General features: G+C 61.9%; 13 protein-coding genes and 1 tRNA gene. 3 read left to right on the top strand and 11 right to left on the bottom strand.

Features of this window, described 5'->3' with window-relative positions; all coding sequences use genetic code 11:
• Positions 1-3 precede the first annotated feature (3 nt).
• Positions 4-804 (bottom strand): DUF4123 domain-containing protein, encoded by an 801-nt coding sequence (locus KW849_RS04720; RefSeq protein ID WP_218428135.1) that lies wholly within the window; start codon positions 802-804, stop codon positions 4-6.
• The gene (locus KW849_RS04715) at positions 801-3,194 is read right to left on the bottom strand and encodes a type VI secretion system Vgr family protein (protein ID WP_218428133.1); all 2,394 of its coding nucleotides are present in this window, start codon (positions 3,192-3,194) and stop codon (positions 801-803) included. Before KW849_RS04715 ends, KW849_RS04720 begins: the two co-directional genes overlap by 4 nt.
• 551 nt (positions 3,195-3,745) lie before the next feature.
• Between KW849_RS04715 and KW849_RS04710 the strand changes: the two genes are divergently transcribed.
• The gene (locus KW849_RS04710) at positions 3,746-4,399 is read left to right on the top strand and encodes a hydrolase (protein WP_218428131.1); all 654 of its coding nucleotides are present in this window, start codon (positions 3,746-3,748) and stop codon (positions 4,397-4,399) included.
• A 177-nt stretch (positions 4,400-4,576) separates the two neighbouring features.
• The gene (locus KW849_RS04705; RefSeq protein WP_218428129.1) at positions 4,577-5,905 is read left to right on the top strand and encodes an OprD family porin; all 1,329 of its coding nucleotides are present in this window, start codon (positions 4,577-4,579) and stop codon (positions 5,903-5,905) included.
• Positions 5,906-5,913: 8 nt separating this feature from the next.
• On the opposite strand, the gene KW849_RS04700 is transcribed toward KW849_RS04705, so the two are convergent.
• The 7 genes from KW849_RS04700 to fdnG form a co-directional block, all read right to left on the bottom strand.
• A tRNA-Sec gene (locus KW849_RS04700) sits at positions 5,914-6,009 on the bottom strand.
• Positions 6,010-6,028: 19 nt separating this feature from the next.
• The gene (selB, locus tag KW849_RS04695) at positions 6,029-7,936 is read right to left on the bottom strand and encodes a selenocysteine-specific translation elongation factor (RefSeq protein ID WP_218428126.1); all 1,908 of its coding nucleotides are present in this window, start codon (positions 7,934-7,936) and stop codon (positions 6,029-6,031) included.
• Positions 7,933-9,363 carry an L-seryl-tRNA(Sec) selenium transferase gene (gene selA / locus KW849_RS04690; protein ID WP_218428124.1) on the bottom strand — a complete coding sequence of 477 codons (1,431 nt, stop codon included), beginning with the start codon at positions 9,361-9,363 and terminating at the stop codon, positions 7,933-7,935. Before selA ends, selB begins: the two co-directional genes overlap by 4 nt.
• Before the next feature lie 51 nt (positions 9,364-9,414).
• On the bottom strand, positions 9,415-10,341 hold the full coding sequence (gene fdhE / locus KW849_RS04685) for a formate dehydrogenase accessory protein FdhE (protein WP_218428122.1): 927 nt from the start codon (positions 10,339-10,341) through the stop codon (positions 9,415-9,417).
• A 3-nt stretch (positions 10,342-10,344) separates the two neighbouring features.
• Positions 10,345-11,010, bottom strand: coding sequence for a formate dehydrogenase subunit gamma (locus KW849_RS04680; protein ID WP_218428120.1), 666 nt, complete (start codon positions 11,008-11,010; stop codon positions 10,345-10,347).
• A complete protein-coding gene (fdxH, locus tag KW849_RS04675; protein WP_218428118.1) occupies positions 11,007-11,942 on the bottom strand; it encodes a formate dehydrogenase subunit beta in 936 nt (311 codons plus the stop codon). The genes KW849_RS04680 and fdxH overlap by 4 nt, the downstream gene beginning before the upstream one ends.
• Complete coding sequence (gene fdnG / locus KW849_RS04670; protein WP_218428116.1) at positions 11,943-15,008, bottom strand: formate dehydrogenase-N subunit alpha; 3,066 nt, start codon at positions 15,006-15,008, stop codon at positions 11,943-11,945. It abuts the gene before it with no gap.
• A 298-nt stretch (positions 15,009-15,306) separates the two neighbouring features.
• Between fdnG and KW849_RS04665 the strand changes: the two genes are divergently transcribed.
• Positions 15,307-16,461 carry a MalY/PatB family protein gene (locus KW849_RS04665; protein ID WP_218428114.1) on the top strand — a complete coding sequence of 385 codons (1,155 nt, stop codon included), beginning with the start codon at positions 15,307-15,309 and terminating at the stop codon, positions 16,459-16,461.
• A 102-nt stretch (positions 16,462-16,563) separates the two neighbouring features.
• Here KW849_RS04665 and KW849_RS04660 read toward each other — a convergent pair whose 3' ends face one another.
• The gene (locus KW849_RS04660; protein WP_218428112.1) at positions 16,564-18,840 is read right to left on the bottom strand and encodes an ATP-dependent DNA helicase; all 2,277 of its coding nucleotides are present in this window, start codon (positions 18,838-18,840) and stop codon (positions 16,564-16,566) included.
• Complete coding sequence (locus tag KW849_RS04655; protein ID WP_218428109.1) at positions 18,837-20,504, bottom strand: VRR-NUC domain-containing protein; 1,668 nt, start codon at positions 20,502-20,504, stop codon at positions 18,837-18,839. Before KW849_RS04655 ends, KW849_RS04660 begins: the two co-directional genes overlap by 4 nt.
• Positions 20,505-20,598: the final 94 nt, after the last annotated feature.

Raw genomic sequence — 20,598 nt, 5'->3', positions numbered from 1 at the left:
GCTTCATTTCCCGGGTTTCCACGGTGACTCCACTCCTGTGGTTCGCACCTTTTCAAGAACAAAAGCTTCTCGCTGAGAATCGGATAGCAACCCGGCTTCAGTTGCCTCGATCATGGCCACGTAGCAAGCGCGGAAACGACGTTCTGCGCACCACTCCAAAGGGAATGCATCCCTCAGGCGCTTCACGACCAAAGTGGCATCGCTGACACACCCAAGGATGTCCAGTTGATCGTCACTGAGTTCGATGAGGCTGAAACACTCGGGCCTGTCCGGCGGCTCGCTGCTTCCCAGCAGGCGCTGCGGTGCACCATCGCGATCGAGCCAGCTCCAGAACACCGCCGGGGCCAGCAGGATGTGCTGTTGATCAGGTTCAAGCACATGGCTGAACAGCAACGGAAATACCCGCGGGTCGTAGTAACGCAGTAGTCCCAGGTAGCCGCCGTTGACGGCCTCCAGACAGCGCCCCAGGCACTCGGCCAAGTGTTGGAAAGGCCAATGGGAGGCCAGCATCAACAGTTGCGAGCCACCCCGCAGCGCCTGCATCAAGCCGATCAGCCATTGCCGTTGCAGGGGCTGCGCCAGATCGATGCGCACCAGCAGCGGAGCCAGTTCGTCGGCACCGGCCTCCGGTAACCCGGTGAACAACGAATGCCAGGGGATCGCCGGTTCGACACTGAGCACGCTGGGCAGCCACGGAGTGGCGCTGCCCGCCTGGTCGATGATGACGTCCAGGCAGCCAATAGAGGCCTTAGCGCAGGAGACTTCCAGCAGTTCCAGCCATTTTGTGTGAGCAACAGCCGTCATCCTCGTGCCTCCCTGAGAACGAAACCCTGAGCATTTGCCTGAGCCTTCTTCAGGCACTCCTTGCACACCGAGCCAGGCAGTTCAGGCAAAGGAAACGCTTCGCCGGCAGGCGGACCGAAAATGCATCGCCCGTAGAAGTCGATCACCTCTGGACTGATAAATTGGATCCTGCCCTGCGGGGTAATCCGGATACAGCCTTCGCCGGAGCCCAGGGTGATGCCATTTCTGGCCGTCAGCTGCAGATGGCCCTGCACCGATTGCATGGTGATGTCGTGTTGGGCAATCAGGTTCATCAGGTCGCCGTGGGATTCAATTTCCAGCGGGCCTTTGCCGGAGACCAGGCGCAGGCCTCCCTGCTGGGCCAGCAGGGAGATGCCTTGAATGGCGTGGGCTAAAAGACGCTGAACGGCGGCCAGGTTGATGTCGTCGCCACTTTGCAGGTGGAGCGCGTCGCCGCTGTTGAACAGCAGGCTGGCCGGGGTCACCGCTGCGATGCCCTTGGGCGCGCTGAGCAGGATGGCCGCGTCGGCCAGGTCTTTCGCGGCGGTTTGCAACTGCTGCAAGCCGTCGAGGGTGGGCTGGCGGCTGTGATGGGCCTGGGCGATGTCTTGCCAGTAGGCTATCTGCCGTTTCGCCCCCTCGATCAGGCTGGATGCGGCCCCCATCTCCAGCACCTGCCCCTGGGCCTTGGTTTGTTCATCGGCACTGATAAACAACCCCTTGCCCGCCCGAATCGCGCCCCAGGCATCGGTGCGCAACTCAAACCCCTCACCGCGCTTTTGACGCTCGGCATCCACCACGTGCCCGAGGTTGAGCTGGCTCTTGCCGCTGTGTTCGGTGCTGAGCTTGATGTGCTCCTGCCCGCGGGTATCGTCCAGGCGCAGCTTGTTGTTGGCCGGGGTGCGCAGCACGTTGCGCTTTTCGTTGTACATGGTGACGTGGTCGGGGTGCTGGCTGTCGTGCAGGGCGTGGGCGATGTACGGCCGGTCGGGGTCGCCCTGTTCGAAGGCCACCGCCACTTCGGTGCCGGCGATCAGCGGCAGGTGCAGGCCGTGGGTGTCGCCGGCGTACGCCCGGGCCAGGCGCAGCCAGGTGCTTTCGCGGCCGGCGTCCCAGGTGTCGCGGTCGAACAGGAACTGCACCCGGTAGCGGCCTTCGGCGTCGGTATCGGCGTAGGGGTTGTGGGCCTGTGCGCTGGTCACCCGGGCCGGCACGGTGCCGGCGATCAACGGCTTGGGCGGCACCTCAGGGCGAAAGCACACCGTCTGCGCATAGGGGATGGCCTGGAAGCTGCACTCGAAGCTGCGGTCGCGGGCGGCGCGGGCCTTGAGCTCAACGATCACCGCCCGCGGCGCGAAGGCCTGGGGCGCGCCGTCGGTGACTTCCAGCACCTGCCCCGGCGCCAGGCGGGGACTGCTGCTCATGCCGCTGAGGCGGGTGCGGCGATTGAGGTAACGCTCGTGGCGCAGGCGCGCATAGAAGTAGCCGCTTTCGCACTGCACGTCTTCGGGGAAAGCATGGCGGTCGCCGAGTGCGGTGTAGGGTTCGGCGTAGTGGTAGGCCTCGCCGTAGGTGCCCTTGGCGCCGCGCGTCTGGTCGATGTCGCCGTCGAGATACGCGCGGGCGTCGCGGTGGTGGTAGGCGCGGATATTCACGTGCTGCTCCACCACCTGGTGTTCCGACTGCAGGGCCCAGACGCTGTCCTGATCGCTGCTCAACCCGGAGAGCGGACGCAGCGGCAACTCGACGTCGAACTGGTAGGCGCGCGGGGAGTCGTGGAATTCGACGACGTCGATGCCCAGGCGCTCGTCGCTGGTGAAGCGGTACCAGATGCCGACTTCGGCCAGCAGGCGGGCGACAAAGGCCAGGTCGCTTTGGCCGTATTGCATCACCTGCTCACGCCTGGGGTATTCGCGGTGCAGGTGGAAGAGGAAGTCCTGGCCCCGGAAAGCGTGGCGGCTGCGCAGGATGTGCTCGACGATCTCGGGCACCGACTGGTGCTGGTAGATCCGGTATTGCCGGCCCCGCGCGAGCAGCGCCAGACGCGGTTGCAGGGTGACTTCGTAGCGCGCCTCGTCGATGGAAGCGGACAGGCGTTTGAAGCCGGTCACCACGCCGTGCAGGCTGCGCAGCGGCTTGACCTGGGGCGGCGCGAAGGCCAGGGACGAGACCTTTTCCGGCACCGCGTGCAGGCTGAAGCTGGCTTGTTGGCCGAGCAGGCGTTCGGCGTCGATGTCGAGCTGGCTGGAGGTGAACTCGATGTGGTAGCTGAAGGGCTGGCTGAGGTGCTCTTCACCGTGGAAGGCCAGGACATCGAGCGGGGCGTCCACCTCGCGGACCCAGAGTGTGTGGCGGCTGTGGTCGAAGAAAGTACGCAGTTCGTTGAGCATGTTCATACCTCCATGGCGGTGTTTTCCGCACTATCCAGTGTGTTGGGGAACTGCAGGGTGCTGAACTAAGCGCTATATACACCCTGGCCTTTTTCAGACAACGCTGTATCGCCGCGAGATTGCGCGAAAGAATGATCAGTGGACATTTAGAGTATTCCTGTGAAGCGAAGCGAACCTAAGTGAAGTCAACGAACTTCTTGTGGCCCAAAGGCAGCCAGTCCGGCACTCAGCGCATCATCAACTTCAGTGGCGACTCGACTTTAAATTCATTTTTTAATGCATAAAACCGTAACTTTAAGAGGTGCTTTTTGTTTCTCCCTATAAACGATGAAGCATCTGACGTTAATTCTCCATACCCACCTGAAATTTTCAGAAACTTCCCACACGGGCGGACAATAAAATGAAACTTTATTTGTAGGACGAGAACAATGGAATCAAACCTGTTCACGCCCGGGGCGCCTGGCACTCGGCAAAGACAGCACACCGATTCAATATTCCCGATTCGATCTGCGTAACCATGACGTCCTCACTCACCCCGTAAGGACCCTGTCATGGCCATTGCAAAAGCAGTCCCCGGCAAAACCCTGCTGACCCCGATCGACCACACCCTGATCATGATCGACCACCAGTCGCAGATGTCCTTCGCGACCAAGTCGATCGATGCCGTGACCCTGCGCAACAACGCCGCGCTGGTAGCCAAGGCAGCCCGTGGCTTCAAGGTCTCGACCATTCTCACCACCGTCGCCGAGAAGAGCTTCTCCGGGCCGATCTTCGACGAAATCAAAGCCGTGTTCCCGGAACACAACGTCATCGACCGCACCAGCATGAACACCTGGGAAGACGAGCGCATTGCCGTGCAAGTCAATGCCATCGGCAAGCAGAAGATTGTCCTCGCCGGTCTGTGGACCTCCGTTTGCATCGTTGGCCCGGCGTTGTCGGCGATCGACCAGGGCTTTGAGGTGTATGTGATTGCCGACGCCTGTGGCGACGTCAGCACCGAAGCCCATGAAATGGCCATGCAGCGCATGATCCAGATCGGCGCCCGGCCGATGACCGCGCTGCAATACCTGCTGGAACTGCAACGTGACTGGGCCCGCACCGAGACCTACGACGAAACGGTGAAAACCTCGATTGCCAACGGCGGTGCCTACGGTCTGGGCCTGATCTACGCCAAGACCATGTTTGGTGCATCCGAAGGCCATTAAGGTCCGTTGAAAAAACCAGCGACTGCAGGCGGACTCCCGTAGGAGCGAGCTTGCTCGCGATGGTCTCAAGAACGCCGCGTTTAGCCAGTAAACGAGCGTTATCGTTAACGACCATCGCGAGCGAGCTCGCTCCTACAGTGAATCATCGCAGTCGCTACCCCCTGTGGTGAGCCATTGATGACCCTCTTCCCGCAAGACTTCAGGGTGACGATTGCCCTGTGCTTCTGCCTGTTCGCTACCCACGCACTGGCCGATGAACCGGCGCAAGGCGCAGAAGGATTTTTCGACGGAGCAACGCTTGGCGTACTCAGCCGAAACTTTTACCTGAACAGCGACTATCGATCCCCTTCGCCAACCGGCAAGAGCTACAAAGCCGAATGGGCTCAAGGCTTTATCGGCGCTTTTACATCCGGTTTCACGCCGGGCACGGTCGGCTTCGGCCTCGATGCCCATGCCTTTCTGGGATTGAAACTCGATGGCGGCAAGGGCCATTCCGGGACCGGATTACTGCCGGTGGGCAGTGACGGCCGCAGTGAAAGCGATTACTCCGGCGGTGGCGGCGCGATCAAGCTCAAGGCCTCGAACACCACCCTGGCGTATGGTGAAATGGAGGTCGAAAGCCCGGTATTCGACACCGCGGACAAACGCCTGCAGCCGGAGTACGCCACCGGTTTTCTGCTCGATAGCCGCGAAATCGACGGCATGAACCTGCAAGCCGGCCACTTCACGGCATTCAAGAATCAGGACAGTGCGTCAGGCAAGGGCAACTTTTTCGGTTATGGCGCCAACACCGAGGCCGGCGGCATTTCGTTTGTCGGCGCCGACCTGTTTACCCAAAGCCCGGTCGGTGGCGCCCTGTATGCCTCGGATCTGACTGACACCTGGCATCAGTACTACGGCAACCTGCACTTCAAGCAGACCGAAGTCTTCCTCGACGCCAACCTCTATCACACCCGGGACACCGGTCAGGCACTGGCCGGTGCCATCGACAACACGGCGTACAGCCTGTCCGGCCGATACACGCTGGGCGCCCATGGTTTCACCCTGGCCTATCAGAAAATCAACGGTGATACGCCGTTCGATTTTGTCGGTGGCGACTCCATCTACCTGGCCAACTCGATCAAGTACGCCGACTTCAATGGCGCCCGCGAACGCTCCTGGCAAGTTCGCTACGACCTTGACCTGGCCACCTTCGGCATACCCGGCCTGAAGTTCATGACCCGCTACGTCACCGGCGACCAGATCGACGGCACCCACGCACCACAAGGCGGGGCCTACAACCCGTTCGACCCGGCGACCGGCACCTTCGTGCCGCAACAAGGTGACGGGGGCAAGCACTGGGAGCGAGACATTGACCTGCACTACGTCGTGCAGTCCGGGGCGGCCAAGGGCTTGTCGCTGCAACTGTCCCATGTGTCGCACCGGGCCAACGCGGCCCAGGCCGGCGATGACATCGACCGGGTGTACGTGGTCATCCAGTACCCGTTGGACTTCGGGCCGTTCTGAATGGAAAGTGGCGGAAGGCAGCCGGAGTCGAACCTGCCCGGGAACGGATGCCGTCCCCAACCGGGTTTGAAGCCCGGCCGCGCCACCGGGCGCGATTGCCTTCCTTGAAGTCTTGCCTTTGAATCAGTGCTCTGTGTGCTGGGCCAACGCACTGTCCGGGCGAATCTGCCGTCGATCGCCAAAGCGACGGGTCAGGCCGATACGGTCGAAGTACTCCAGTATCTGAATGCTGCGCTTGCGCCCCAGGCCCACCGCATCCCGAAATGCCGCCACCTGAATCACCGGGTTGGCGTCGGCCAGTTGCAACAGCATAGCCGCCAATCGGCGAATCATGCTGTCGGTATAGAACAGGTCGCGCACCACCTGGTGCATCAAGCCCAGGCGCGCCATTTTGCGCAGCAAGTCGCGCACAGCCGCTTCCTCATGCCCCAGGTCGCGCACCCACGGCGGGTCGAAACCGGCCTGTTCGAACAGCGGCTGCAAGTGTAGCCACAGGGTTTCGTCCGTTTCGCTCAAGCGCACCTGATGCCCGGGCAGGTGCAACCACGGGCCGCTGCTGGCGATGTCGCCGCTGGCCAGCAACTGGTCGATCAGGCTGATAAATGTCGCGCGTTCAAGAGTGCTGCCGGCGAATCGACGCAAGCGATCCCGGTCCGGTCCCATCTGATCCGGTTCTTGCTGATGAAAGCGTGCGAGGTGCTCCAGTACCGCCACCTTCAAGGCTTCCCATCGACCGGCACTGAACAGCAACGCGCCTTGACGGGTATCGATCAAGCGCACGTCAGCGGGCAATACCCAACTGCTGCGCGGTCGATTGAACTGCCGTTCCAGGCGCTGCGGATCGATCCCTGTGTCGCTATGGGCCAGCAATGCCGGCAATACATCTTCCAGCGTTGCGCTGTTCGCCAGCGCGACCAGCTGCGCCAACCGTTCGGGGCTGCGACGTTGTCGGGTGGGTGCAAACGGATCGAGCACCCTGCCGCCACCCAGCGTACGTTGGGCACTCTGGTCGCGCAGGATCAGCGGGTCGTCTTTCACCGCATGCACCGCCGTATTGAGCAGCAGTTGCGCAAACATCCGTCCACCGGGCGCCAGGCTGGTGCCTTCGAGCAAGGCGACTCGCCCGGTGACGTCCTGGGTGCCAAGGTGCACATGCACCGGTTGAAAGTGCTCGAAGGCGCGGGATTCGTCGGGGAGTAACTGCATGTCGATGTCCAGGCGCTGTGTCGGTGCGTACAAGCCGGCGCCCAGCAACCAGTGGCCGCGATGGATGTGCTCCAGGGCCAGCCGTTCGGCACTCAGGTTCAACGCCACGCGCTGGCCGGCAATGGCGTGGTCGGTGGCCTGGTTTTGCGCGTGCAGGCCGCGAATGCGCACCGGTTTGCCTTGTGGCCCCAGTAGCAAGGTATCGCCCACCGCAACCTGGCCGGACAGCGCCGTACCGGTCACCACGATACCGGCCCCGGCCACGCTGAAGGCGCGATCGATCGCCAGGCGAAAACCACCTTCGGTGCTGCGTTGCGACACTTCACGCTGGGCATCGAGCAACGCCTGGCGCAAGGTGTCGATGCCATCAAAGGTCACGCTCGACAGCGCCATCAGCGGTGCATTGGCATACGGCCCCGGCGCCAGTAATGCTTCCACCTGCTCGCGAACAGCCTGCACCCGGTCGCCATCGACCCGGTCGCATTTAGTCATGGCCACCAGCGCCCGGGGAATGCCCAGCAGCTCGACAATCGCCAGATGCTCGCGGGTCTGTGGCATCACCCCGTCATCGGCGGCCACTACCAGCAACACCAGATCGATGCCCTGCGCTCCGGCGAGCATGTTGTGGGTGAAGCGTTCATGGCCGGGAACATCGATGAAGCCGGTCAGGCCCGCTCCCGGCTCCAGCGCGGCATACAGGTAGCCGAGGTCGATGGTCATACCGCGCTCGCGCTCTTCGCGGCGCCGGTCACCCGCCTGACCGGTCAGCGCCTGGAGCAGCGCGGTTTTGCCATGGTCGATGTGCCCTGCGGTGCCGACAATCACCCTGTCCGGCCCTCCACTTGTAATTGATCGAGCTGCGCGAGCCATGCCGGCTCGTCGTCCAGTTGCCGCAGGTCCAGCCACAGGGCGTCATCGTCGATGCGCCCGAGAACCGCAATCGGTAAACCGCGCAAAGCCTCCTCAAGATTCAGCAAGGATCGCCCGCGCAAGCGCTTGGAGGTGAGTGGTCGCACACACAGCGCCGCACTGGCCAGCCGTGCCACCGGTTGGCTGCCGCTGCCGATCATGCCCAGTGCCGGCATGGCACTGACGCTCCAGCCCTCACCCAGCACCTGGGCCAGCGCTGGCCGCAATCGCTCGGCCTGGGCGAGGATATCGGCCTGTGCTCGGGTCAACAGACGCAGGCTCGGTAAGCGCTCGGCCAGTCGGTCCGGGTTGCGGTACAAAGCCAACACCGCTTCCAGGGCAGCCAGGGTCATTTTGTCGACCCGCAGCGCACGCTTGAGCGGGTTTATCTTGATTCTGGCGATCAATTCCTTGCGGCCGACGATAAGCCCGGCTTGCGGTCCGCCAAGCAGTTTGTCGCCACTGAAGGTAACGATGTCCGCGCCATCGAGCAGCGCCTGGCGTACCGTCGGTTCGGCGGGCAAGCCCCAGCGGGTCAGGTCCAGCAGGCTGCCGCTGCCGAGGTCTTCAAGCAATGGCAGTCCATGTTGGTGGGCGATTTGCGCCAGTTCAGCCGTCGCCACATTCGTGGTGAAGCCTTGAATGCTGTAGTTGCTCGCATGCACGCGCATGATCAATGCGCTGCGCGGGCCAATGGCGGCCTCGTAGTCGCGGGCATGGGTGCGGTTGGTGGTGCCGACCTCAACCAGCTTCACCCCGGCGCGGCCCATGATGTCGGGGATGCGAAAGGCACCACCGATTTCAATCAGTTCGCCCCGGGAAATAATCCCTTCCTTGCGCGCACCCAGGCTGTTGAGGGTCAGCAAGACCGCTGCGGCATTGTTGTTGACCACGGTCACCGCTTCAGCGCCGGTCAGTTCGCGGATCAAGCCTTCGATCAGGTCGTCGCGGTCACCGCGCTTGCCGCTGCACAGGTCGAATTCGAGGTTGAGCGGATAGCGCGCAGCCATTTGCACCGCTTCAATCGCCTCTTCGGGCAACAACGCCCGCCCGAGGTTGGTGTGCAGCACCGTGCCGGTGAGGTTGAACACCCGGCGCACCTGGCCGCGATGCTGGGCTGTCAACCGTTCGCCGACCCTGCCCGCCAGCACTTCGGCGCTGACTTCTGCGGGTTCGAGCAAACCCTGCTGCACCCCTTCGCGCAACTCATCCAGCAAAAGCCGCAAGGTACTCAGCAAGGCGTCGCGTCCATAGCGCTCGGCCAACGGCTGGCACGCCGGGTGCCGCAACAGACTGTCGATGGAAGGTAGACGCAGGGGTTGGCTGGCACCGCGTGCAGACATCTGGCGCTCCTGAAAACGAAGGACCCTCGCGCCAGAGTGTAGACGCTGCGCTTATTCGTCTCCCGGAGCCAGCAGCAGATTCGGGGCCAAACGCTGATAACCGTCCTGGGTCAGGCGCATGTCGAGCATCAGGCTGGACAGGTCTGCCGATAGCGCTTCGGCATCCGCATCGTTCTCCAGATAGAGCAACTTCAGATAGCTGTTGCAACCGGGGCAGACTTCAGCGCGCAACGGCGCCTGGTTGGCGGCATGGCGGTCATCTTCAAGGCTGAGGTATTCCAGGCCCTTGCTCTGCTCGCAATACACGCACTTGACCCGCACCACATGCCACTCGCAGGCGCACAGCGAACAGACCAGATAACGCAAACCATTGTACTTGCCACGATGGCGGATGACCCCGGCCATGGCCGGCGAGCCACAGGCCGGGCACTGGCTGAGGCTGTCACCGGGGGTTAGTTGCAGATTGGGCGTGCTCAACAGCCAGTGGCTCCAGGCTGTTTGCAGTGCCGCACCGAGAAACGGCACCAATGCTGCCGACACCAGCGAATACTGGCCGCTGACCAACGCCACCGCCCAGGCGCGACGCTGCCCGGCACCGGCCAGGCGCAAGGTTTGCACGGCATCGGCCACGGCGGAGTGTGACGGTGCGCTATAGCGCTGCAGCAAAGCATCGAGGTAAAGCTGCCAATCGTCTTCGCGCGCCAGGCTGTCGGCCGCGAACGGTGGCAGGCCGTGTTGCTGGCACAACTCGATGCGTTGCCGATCGAGGGGTTCGCTCAGCGGCGGGTCGTCCAGCACCTGTTGCTGCACCCGGCACAATCCGGCAATCAGGCGCAGGTAATCGGCCAGCGGGTGCCCTTCGGCCAGCGTTTCCAGGCGCAGGGCGCGCAGGCTGAACAGGTCATGCGGTGGCATGTACAGAAACGGCGGCGAACTGGCCGCCGCTTCGATTTCTCCAGGTTCCAGGATAGTTGGCAAATGTCAGCCCTTTTTGGTGATCGGTCGCTTGGGTGATTCGCCGCGCGTCTCATCTTGAGTTACTTGGCGGTACCAGAGTTCGTGGTGCTTCTTCGCCCAGGCGCGGCTGACCCAGCCGTGCACCATGGCGCTGACCGAGCCCTTGATCCAGATACCGGCATAGATGTGCACGATGATGCTCAGGATCAGCACGAAAGCGGCCAACGCATGCAGCAAACTCGCCCAGCGGATAAGCGTGATGCCGAAGTAATCGCTGAAATACGCGCGCCAGATCACCAGGCCGCTGAACAGCAACACCAGCATGCACAGCAGTAAAGTCCAGAACAGCAACTTCTGCCCGGGGTTGTACTTGCCAATGGGCGGAACGCCCTCCTCTTCATTCTTGATCACCCGGTCGATGCGCTTGAGCCACAGGCGATCGTTGGCGATGAAGTAGTTGGCGCGCCAGAAACGCAGCACTAAACCGAGGAACAACAGGAACATCAATACACCCATGAACGGATGCAGAATGCGCGTCCACGGCCCGCCGCCGAACAGGTTGCTCAGCCAGAACAGCGCCGGGTGGAACAGCGCCAGCCCGGACAACCCGGCCATGAAGAACAGAATCGCCACCAGCCAGTGATTGGTGCGCTGGTTGCTGGTGTAGCGCAGGATCGTCTTGTCGCTCATGGCTTGCCCTCCCCACGGGGATCGAAGGTATGCACCGCCGGGTCGACTTCGTGCACCGAGGTATCCGGTGGGCTCGGGTGTTCATCCTCTTCGACCACTTGCGGGCCGACCCGCACGTAGTGGAAGAACCCGGCCAGCACCGCCGCGCCCATGGCGAGCAGCGCCAGAGGTTTGCTCACGCCTTTCCACAGGTTGACCAAGGGACTGATGATCGGATCGGCCGGCAAACCGGCGTACAGTTTCGGCGTATCGGCGTGGTGCAGTACATACATCACATGGGTGCCGCCGACGCCCGCGGGGTCATACAGACCGGCGTTTTCAAAGCCACGGCTCTTGAGATCAACGATACGCTCGGCGGCGTGTTCCTTCATGTCCTCCTTGGAGCCGAACACGATGGCACCGGTCGGGCAGGTTTTCACGCAGGCCGGTTCCAGCCCTACCGCCACCCGGTCCGAACACAACGTACATTTGTAGGCCTTGTGATCCTTCTGCGAGATCCGTGGAATGTTGAACGGACAACCGGTGATGCAGTAGCCGCAGCCAATGCAGTGGTCCTGATCGAAATCGACGATGCCGTTGGCGTGCTTGATGATCGCCCCCGGGCTGGGGCATGCCGCCAGGCAACCGGGCTCGGCGCAGTGCATGCAGCCGTCCTTGCGGATCAACCATTCCAGGTTGCCGGCGTCGGTCTCGTGCTCGGTGAAGCGCATCAAGGTCCAGGTTTCTGCGGTGAGGTCCTGCGGGTTGCCGTAGGTGCCATGGTTGTGACCGACCTCGTCACGCAACTCGTTCCATTCCGAGCAGGCGACCTGGCAGGCCTTGCAGCCGATGCATTTGGTGGTGTCGATCAGCTTGGCGACTTCCTCCACGCCGCGTATCGACGGCGCGGGGGTGGTGGTGGCCGAGCGGGCAATGATGTCTTGGCTGGCCATTTAGACTTTCTCCACGTTGACCAGGAATGACTTGGATTCCGGGGTCTGGGTGTTGCCATCGCCGAGGAACGGCACCAGGGTGTTGGTCAGGTAGCCGTGACGGGTGGCGCCGGTGAAGCCCCAGTGCAAGGGGATACCGATCTGGTGAACGACCTGATTGTTGACCTGCAGCGGACGAATCCGCTTGGTCACCACCGCCACCGCTTCGATATGCCCGCGCTTGGAGCTGACCCTTACTCGGTCACCGGCAGCAATGCCCTTCTCCTTGGCCAGCACCTCGCCGATTTCGACGAATTGTTCCGGTTGGGTAATGGCGTTGATCGGGCAATGCTTGGTCCAGAAGTGGAAGTGTTCGGTCAGCCGGTAGCTGGTCGCCGCATACGGGAAGTCCTTGGCCTGCCCGAGGGAGTCCCAGACTGAATCGAAGATCCGCCCGGCCGGGTTGCTGGTCGCCTGCTTGTTGTTGGGGTGCATCGGGTTGATGCCGATGGGCGTCTCGAACGGCTCATAGTGTTCCGGGAACGGCCCTTCGTTCATCTTGTCGAGGGCGAAGAAACGCGCCACGCCTTCGGGGTTCATGATGAACGGGTTGATGCCCGCTTCCGGTGCGGCGTCGACTTTGTAGTCGGGCACGTCGGTGCCGGTCCAGACCTTGCCGTTCCACCACACCAGCCGTTTGTTCGCGTCCCATGGTTTGCCTTTCGGGTCGCACGAGGCGCGGTTATAGAGGATCCGTCGATTGGCCGGCCAGGCCCAGGCCCAGCCGAGGTTCTGCTTCATCCCGTAAGGGTCGCTGTTATCACGCCGGGCCATGTTGTTGCCCTGCTCGGTCCAGCTGCCGCAGAAAATCCAGCAACCGGATGCCGTGCTGCCATCGTCCTTGAGCTGGCCGAAGCCGGACAACTGCTGACCGGCCTTGACCACCGCGCCCGAGGCGTCGGTGACATCGGCGACGGCGTAGCCGTTGAACTCCCGGGCCAGCTCTTCCGGCGTCGGGTCATCCGGTATTTTGTAGGGCCAGTCGAGCTTGAGGATCGGCTCGGCCCAGGCACCACCGTTGGCCTGGTAACGCTTGCGCAGGCGCAGGAACAGCTCGGCCATGATTTTCACGTCGGTGCGCGCCAGCCCCGGGCCATCGGCACCCTTCCAGTGCCATTGCAGCCAGCGGCCGCTGTTGACCAGCGAACCGTTTTCTTCGGCGAAGCAGGTGGTGGGCAGGCGGATGACCTCGGTCTGGATGTTGGCCGTTTCCACGTCGTTGTAAGGCCCGACGTTGCGCCAGAACTCCGAGGTTTCGGTCGCCAGTGGGTCCATCACCACCAGCCACTTGAGTTTGGCCAGCGCCTTCATCACCCGGTTTTTGTCCGGCAAGGCGGCGATCGGGTTGAAGCCCTGGCACAGGTAGCCATTGACTTCGCCCTTGCCCATCATGTCGAACATTTTCAGGATGTCGTAGCCGGGAATGTCCAGCTTGGGCAGCCAGTCGTAGCCCCAGTTGTTCTCGACGGTGGCATTGGCGCCGTACCAGGCCTTCATGAGGCTGACGTGGAACTTGCCGTAGTTCTGCCAGTAAGACATCTGCCCGGGACGTAGCGGCTTGAGTGCGCGCTTGGCGATGTAGGTGTTGTAATCCTGTTCGGCTTCGGCCGGCAGGGTCAGGTAACCGGGCAGCAGGTTGGACAGCAAGCCCAGGTCAGTCAGGCCCTGGATGTTGGAGTGCCCGCGCAGGGCATTGACGCCCCCGCCCGGCATGCCGACGTTGCCCAGCAGCAATTGCACCATGGCCGCGCTGCGGATCATCTGCGAGCCGGTTGAGTGCTGGGTCCAGCCCAACGCGTAGAGAATCGTCATGGTTTTGCCCGGTTGCGAGCAGGTGGCGATCTCTTCCCAGATTTTCTGCATTGCGTCCACGGGCATGCCGCAGACCTGACTGGACAGCTCCAGGGTGTAGCGGCTGTAATGCTGCTTCATCAATTGGTAGACGCAGCGAGGGTCTTGCAAGGTCGGGTCGACTTTGGCGAAGCCGTCCTCGCCGATTTCATAGCCCCAACCGGACTTGTCGGTGTAGCTGCGCTTGCTCGCGTCGTAACCGCTGAACAACCCGTCCTCGAAACCGTAGCTGGCCTTGACGATGAACGACACGTCCGTATAGGCCCGCACGTACTCGTGCTGGATCTTGTCTTCGGTCAGCAGGTAATTGATCAGCCCGCCCATGAAGGCAATGTCGGTCCCGGTGCGGATCGGCGCGTAATAGTCGGCCACCGAGGCCGTACGGGTGAAACGCGGGTCGACCACAATCAGCCGCGCCTTGTTGTGGGCTTTGGCTTCGGTGACCCATTTGAAACCGCAAGGGTGCGCTTCGGCGGCATTGCCACCCATCACCAGAACCAGATTCGCGTTGGCGATATCGGTCCAGTGGTTGGTCATGGCACCACGGCCATACGTCGGGGCAAGACTTGCCACCGTCGGACCGTGTCAGACACGCGCCTGGTTATCGAACCCCAGTATGCCGAGACTGCGAATCACCTTGTGGGTGATGTAACCCGCTTCGTTTGACGACGCCGATGCCGCGAGAAAACCGGTGCTCAACCAGCGGTTCACCGTTTGCCCCTTGGCGTTCTTCTCGATGAAGTTGGCGTCGCGGTCGGCCTTCATCAGGTCGGCGATGCGATCGAGCGCTTCATCCCAGGAGATTCGAGTCCACTCCGTGGTACCAGGCTTGCGCACCTGCGGGTACTGGAGACGACTGGGACTGTGAATGAAGTCCAGCAGGCCCGCGCCTTTGGGGCAAAGGGTGCCGCGGTTGACCGGATGGTCGGCGTCACCTTCGATGTGGATGATGTTTTGCGCGACATTCTTCGCGTCATCGCCCTGGCTGTACATGATCAACCCGCAGCCGACCGAGCAGTACGGACAGGTGTTGCGGGTTTCATGGGTATGGGCGAGCTTGAAGTGACGCACCTGTTCGGCAAAGGCTGTCGTCGGGGCCATGCCCAACGCGCCCAGGCTAGAGCCTGCAAGGCCGATACCGGCGACCTTGAAGAACTGACGACGGCTGAGATCCATCGTGCACTCCTGATCAGGTGGAACCCGGTATATGGCCGGGTTTTTTTGAACAACCACGGTAGTGGCAGTCTGGCTGCCGACACTACAAACTGTAGTCAATGCACTAGTGCTTTGTGTGAAAACCGACCGTCGGGCAAATCCAGCGGGCCGTGAAAATCCTTGTAGGAGCGAGCCTGCTCGCGATGGTGTGTCAGTTGACATCACCGTATCTGACACTCCTTCGCGAGCAGGCTCGCTCCTACAGGGGATTGGCGCTTATCATTGGCGCATGTTCAACCCCGCTTCTACGAGATCCCGCATGACTTTCGATTTTGATCAGGTGTTCGACCGTCACAACACCGGCAGTACAAAATGGAGCCGTTACCCGGCCGATGTGTTGCCGATGTGGGTCGCCGACATGGATTTCGCCGCACCGCCGGTGATCATCCAGGCCCTGCAAAAACGCCTGGAACACCCGATGGTCGGTTACAGCGTGGCCCGGGATGACCTGCGCGAGGCGATCGTCGCCGACCTCTGGAATAAGTACGCCTGGCGCGTCGAGCCCCAGGAGCTGATCTTCCTGCCGGGCGTTGAATCCGGCTTCAACATGGCGTTGAAGGCCCTGGTGCAGGCACCACAGAACGTCGTTGTGCAGGTGCCAAACTACCCACCGCTGCGCCACGCACCCGGGCATTGGGGCCTGAACAAGGTCGAGCTGAACTTCGATGTGCAAGCCGATGGCACCTACACCACGCCGCTGGACACCTTGAGCCAGTCGCTGCAAGGTGGCGGCGCACTGCTGCTGAGCAACCCGCATAACCCGCTGGGCAAGGCCTTCCCCCGCGCAGAGCTGCAAGCCATTGCCGACATTTGCCTTGAGCACGACGCCTGGATCATTTCCGACGAGATCCACGCCGAGTTGTGCTACGACGGGCGCCAGCACATTCCGATGGCGACCCTGAGCCCGCAAGCGGCCCAGCGCACCATCACGCTGATGTCGGCGAGCAAGGCCTACAACATCGCCGGTCTCAAGACCTCGTTCATGATCATCCAGGACCGTCACCTGCGCGAGAAGGTCAACCACGCTCGTTGCGGCATGGTCGACAGCGTCAATCCGCTGGGCATGGAAGCCACCCGCGTTGCCTACAGCGAAGCCGCGCCGTGGCTGGCCGAGCTGAAGGTCTACCTGCAAGGCAACCGCGATTTCCTCGCCGAGGCTGTGCGCACCCGCCTGCCGGGCATCTCCATGAACCTGCCGCAAAGCACTTATCTGGCGTGGCTCGACTGCACGGCACTGGGGCTGGACAACCCGCAACAGTTCTTCCTCGAACAGGCCAAAGTTGGCTTGAGCGCCGGGCTGGACTTCGGTGATGACTGCAAGCAGTTCGTGCGCCTGAACTTCGGCTGCCCACGATCGCTGCTGGAAGAAGGCATTGCGCGGATGGAGCGCAGTTTGCGCAACCTCAAGGCCTGATCCCCCTTGTAGGAGCGAGCTTGCTCGCGATGGACTCAAGAGCGCCGCGTTTAGCCAGTAAATACGCGTAATCGTTAACGACCATCGCGAGCAAGCTCGCTCCTACAGGGTGACAACCCAATTACCCGCTATGTCCCACCAACGCGGCAGCAATTGCCTGACCTTGCTCTCGCCAAAACGGTCGTCGATCAACATCACCACCCCTTGATCCTGTTGGGTGCGGATGACCCGTCCAGCGGCCTGCACCACTTTCTGTACGCCGGGAAACAGATAGGTGTAGTCGTAACCGGCGCCAAAAATGGCGGCCATGCGCCGTTTCAGTTGCTCGTTCACCGGATTGAGCTGCGCCAGCCCCAAGGTGGCGATAAATGCGCCGATCAACCGGGCACCAGGCAAGTCGATGCCTTCACCAAAGGCCCCGCCCAGTACCGCAAAGCCGACACCCTGGCCGTCGGCGTGGAACTGATCGAGAAACTGCTGACGCTGCGCTTCGCCCATGCCTCGCGACTGCGACCACAGACTGATGTGCGGATGCTTCTCGGCGAGTAACTGCGCCACCTGCTGCAAATAATCGAAGCTGCTGAAAAACGCCAGGTAATTGCCGGGGCGAGCGCAGAACTGTCTGGCGATCAAGTCCACGATCGGTTCGAGGGAGGACTGGCGATGCACGAACCGCGTGGAAATCTGGTCGACGATATGCACTTGCAGTTGATCGGCATGAAACGGCGACTCGACGTCGATGCACACCGTGTCCGCCGGTGTCCCCAGTAAATCGGCGTAATAGTGCCGGGGGCTGAGGGTCGCGGAAAACAGTACCGTGCTGCGCGCGGCGGTCAGGCGCGGGCGGATGAACCCGGCGGGGACCACATTGCGCAGGCACAACTGCGAGAGGTTGCGTTGGCGCTCCAGGTCGCGCTTGCTGATGTCGAACAGGAACTGCTCATCGAACAGCTCGGCCACCCGGCAAAAATGCAGCATGTCGAAGTAAAAACCTTGCAGTGCACTGTCCAGCCCTTGAGGGTGATCGTTCAGGTAATCACCGATGCTGGCGCTGCACGACGACAGTGCCTGAAGGAGCTTTTCCGGCGCCTTGTCATAGGCCTGATAAGCACCGGTTTGCGCGCCATGCAGGGCATTCCACTCGCGGTTGACCCGCTGCATCGGCTTTTTCAGCGCTTCGGGTGCGGATTTGCGCACGCTGTTGAAAGTCCCTTGATCGAGGCTGGCGCTGTACATCTGCCGGCCGCGTTCCACCAGGTTATGGGCTTCGTCGACCAGCACCGCGACTTTCCAGTTGTTGGCCTGGGCCAGACCGAACAACAAGGCGCTGAAGTCGAAGTAATAGTTGTAGTCGGCAACCACCACGTCGGCCCAGCGCGCCATTTCCTGGCTCAGGTAATACGGACAGACATCGTGCGCCAGGGCGATCTCGCGCAAGGCGCTCTGGTTCAACAGGCTCAGTCGACTGGCCGCCTGCCGCGCGGCGGGCAGGCGATCGTAGAAACCCCGGGCCAATGGGCACGACTCACCGTGGCAGGCTTTGTCCGGGTGTTCGCAGGCCTTGTCCCGGGCGATCATCTCCAGCACCCGCAACGGCGGCGCATCGGCGCTGGCAAGCATCACTTGCGCGGCGTCCAGGGCCAGTTGGCGTCCCGGGGTTTTCGCCGTGAGGAAGAACACTTTGTCCAGTTGCTGCGGCGCCAGCGCCTTCAGCATGGGGAACAAGGTGCCCAGGGTTTTGCCGATTCCGGTGGGTGCCTGGGCCATCAGGCAGCGCCCCGTGCTGACCGCCTTGAACACCGACTCGGCCAGATGGCGTTGCCCCGGCCGAAAGTCGGCGTGGGGAAACGCCAGACGCTGCGCCGCGAGATTGCGCCCGTCACGATGAGCGACTTCCTGTTCGGCCCATTGCAGGAACCGCGCGCAATGCCGTTCGAAGAACGGTTGCAGCTGCGCCGCCTCGAAGGGCTCGACCAGGCAGGTTTCCTTTTCGCTGACGATGTCGAAATACACCAGCGCCAGGTTGATCCGGGGCAGGTCCAGTTTGCGGCACATCAACCAGCCGTAGATTTTCGCCTGGGCCCAATGCAACTGACGGTGGTTGGCCGGTTGCTTGCTCAAGTCGCCGCGGTAGGTCTTGACCTCTTCCAGGCAGTTTTGCCCAGGGTCGTAGCCGTCCGCCCTGCCCTTGACCGTCAAGGTTCGATACTGGCCCTCAAGGGCGACTTCGCTTTGGTAACCCTCGCTGCGCCGCGATGCCACCGTACGGTGCCCGACGATGCCCTCCAGCGCGGTGGGTGACGGCGTGAAGCGCAGATCGAGATCGCCGGCCTTGGCGGTGAACTCACACAGCGCCCGCACCGCAATGCTGTAGCTCAAGCGCCCTGCTCCGCCCATTGCACGTAGCACACGGCAATCGGCATCTGGTGTTCGTGGCAGAACTCCAGCCAACGCAACTGGTTGTCCTGCAGGCGATCGCCCGGACCTTTGACTTCGATCATGCGGTAGGTCTTTTGCTGCGGCCAGAACTGGATCAGGTCCGGCATGCCGGCGCGATTGGCCTTGATGTCCAGCAACAAACGGTTGAACCAGTGCTTGAGGTGCTCGGCCGGGAGGCAATCCAGAGCTTGCTCCAGCAGTTCTTCACTGAGCACGCTCCAGAACACGAAAGGCGACTGCACGCCCCACTTGGCGGCATAACGTTCGCGGATGGTCTGCCGGTAGCGCCCGTCGTCGAGTTCGGCCAGGCACGCCTGAAACAGTTCGGCCCGACGGCCATGGAAGTCTTCGCTGAGCAAATCCACCGGCCCGCGCTGGAACGGGTGAAAAAACGCGCCCGGCAAAGGCGCAAAAATCGCCGGCCAGCACAACAAGCCGAACAGCGAGTTGATCAGGCTGTTTTCGACGTAGTGCACCGGTGCCGAATCCTCAGCCAGATGCGCCTGAACATAAAACTCGACCGACACGGCGGGATCGACTCTTGGTAGTTGCAGGTCCAGACGCTGCATTTCCCGAGGCGCTGCCCGCTTGATGGGCGGCCCGCCGAGCTTGCGCCGCAGGCGCGGCAGCACACGGAGCAGCTGTTGTTGTTCGGCGGCGCTTTCCGGTGCCTGTTCGGCCTGTGCGGCCAGTTCCATCGCCAACTCAAACTCGCCACTGCGTTCCAGCACGCGAATCAGCCGTGAACGCGCGCCCGGATAGGCACATTCGCGGTAGAGGTTCAGGGCCATGGCGAAATCCGCGGTGCGTTCGCAATACTGGCCTATCTGGAACAGCAGCTTGCCGCGCCGCCGTTGCAACCATGGGTTGTCCAGCACCAGCCCCTTGATGCGCTCGACCATCTCTTCCAGCGCTTCACCGGCCTCGAATTGTTGCTGGTACGCGTGCAGGAGGACACAGGCATCCACGTCTTCGCGGCTGCGCAAGCCACGGGACTCGGCACAGAACTCGACTTTTTCGTAGGTATAAATACCCAGGTCGGCCAACACAAACTCCGACCAGTCCTGGTACAGGTTGCCGAAGAACATCAGGCGCAGGCGATCGCACAACTCCATGATGGTCAGGCTGAACAGGCGCTCATCCAGCCACGGGCACCAATCGTTGAAGCTCTGCGTCTGGGGAAGTTGCGCGCTCAGCGTCGGCAACCAGTCGTTTTTCCTGCCTTTGGGTTGATCGATGGCAGCGGCAAAGGTCTGGAGGATTTCGGCCTTGAGCAGCACCTCGAACAGCTCGTCGATGGTGATGGGCATTTGCCTGTCGACCCAACCCAGTTCAAGCAATGGGCCGATGGCTGTGCCGATATCGCCGATTTCGTCGTAATGCAGCTTGCTCGCCCTGAAATGAATGCCTTTGCGCATCACCATTCTGACCAGCAGTGCCTGCGATTCACGGGGTAACCCCTTGAACGCTTGAATGAAATGCTGCTCTTCGACGCTCAACACATCGCCAGAGCGCCGCTCAAGCCAATCAAGCACTTGCATGAAGTTGTTCAGGTAATAGAACGGATCGTCGAGGGGATTTGCAGTCACAGGGAAATGGGCCATGGCGAGCGAGTACTGGTTATGCGTACAGATACCAGTTCCACCCTGCCCGGTGCAATCGGAAAAGGATAAATGGCGCTGTAGGAATTTTTCCCGA

The organism is Pseudomonas sp. PDM26 (genome assembly GCF_019219185.1).
Classification (GTDB): Bacteria; Pseudomonadota; Gammaproteobacteria; order Pseudomonadales; family Pseudomonadaceae; genus Aquipseudomonas.
The sequence above is the reverse complement of the archived record's forward strand: the minus strand, read 5'-3'. Positions and strand labels throughout refer to the sequence as shown.

Bases quoted from the DNA above. Each gene is read 5' to 3' on its own strand.
- KW849_RS04665 (WP_218428114.1), top strand. From the start codon at position 15,307: ATGACTTTCGATTTTGATCAGGTGTTCGACCGTCACAACACCGGCAGT.
- KW849_RS04655 (WP_218428109.1), bottom strand. From the start codon at position 20,504: ATGGCCCATTTCCCTGTGACTGCAAATCCCCTCGACGATCCGTTCTAT.
- KW849_RS04705 (WP_218428129.1), top strand. From the start codon at position 4,577: ATGACCCTCTTCCCGCAAGACTTCAGGGTGACGATTGCCCTGTGCTTC.
- KW849_RS04680 (WP_218428120.1), bottom strand. From the start codon at position 11,010: ATGAGCGACAAGACGATCCTGCGCTACACCAGCAACCAGCGCACCAAT.
- selA (WP_218428124.1), bottom strand. From the start codon at position 9,363: ATGTCTGCACGCGGTGCCAGCCAACCCCTGCGTCTACCTTCCATCGAC.
- KW849_RS04720 (WP_218428135.1), bottom strand. From the start codon at position 804: ATGACGGCTGTTGCTCACACAAAATGGCTGGAACTGCTGGAAGTCTCC.
- fdxH (WP_218428118.1), bottom strand. From the start codon at position 11,942: ATGGCCAGCCAAGACATCATTGCCCGCTCGGCCACCACCACCCCCGCG.
- KW849_RS04715 (WP_218428133.1), bottom strand. From the start codon at position 3,194: ATGCTCAACGAACTGCGTACTTTCTTCGACCACAGCCGCCACACACTC.
- KW849_RS04710 (WP_218428131.1), top strand. From the start codon at position 3,746: ATGGCCATTGCAAAAGCAGTCCCCGGCAAAACCCTGCTGACCCCGATC.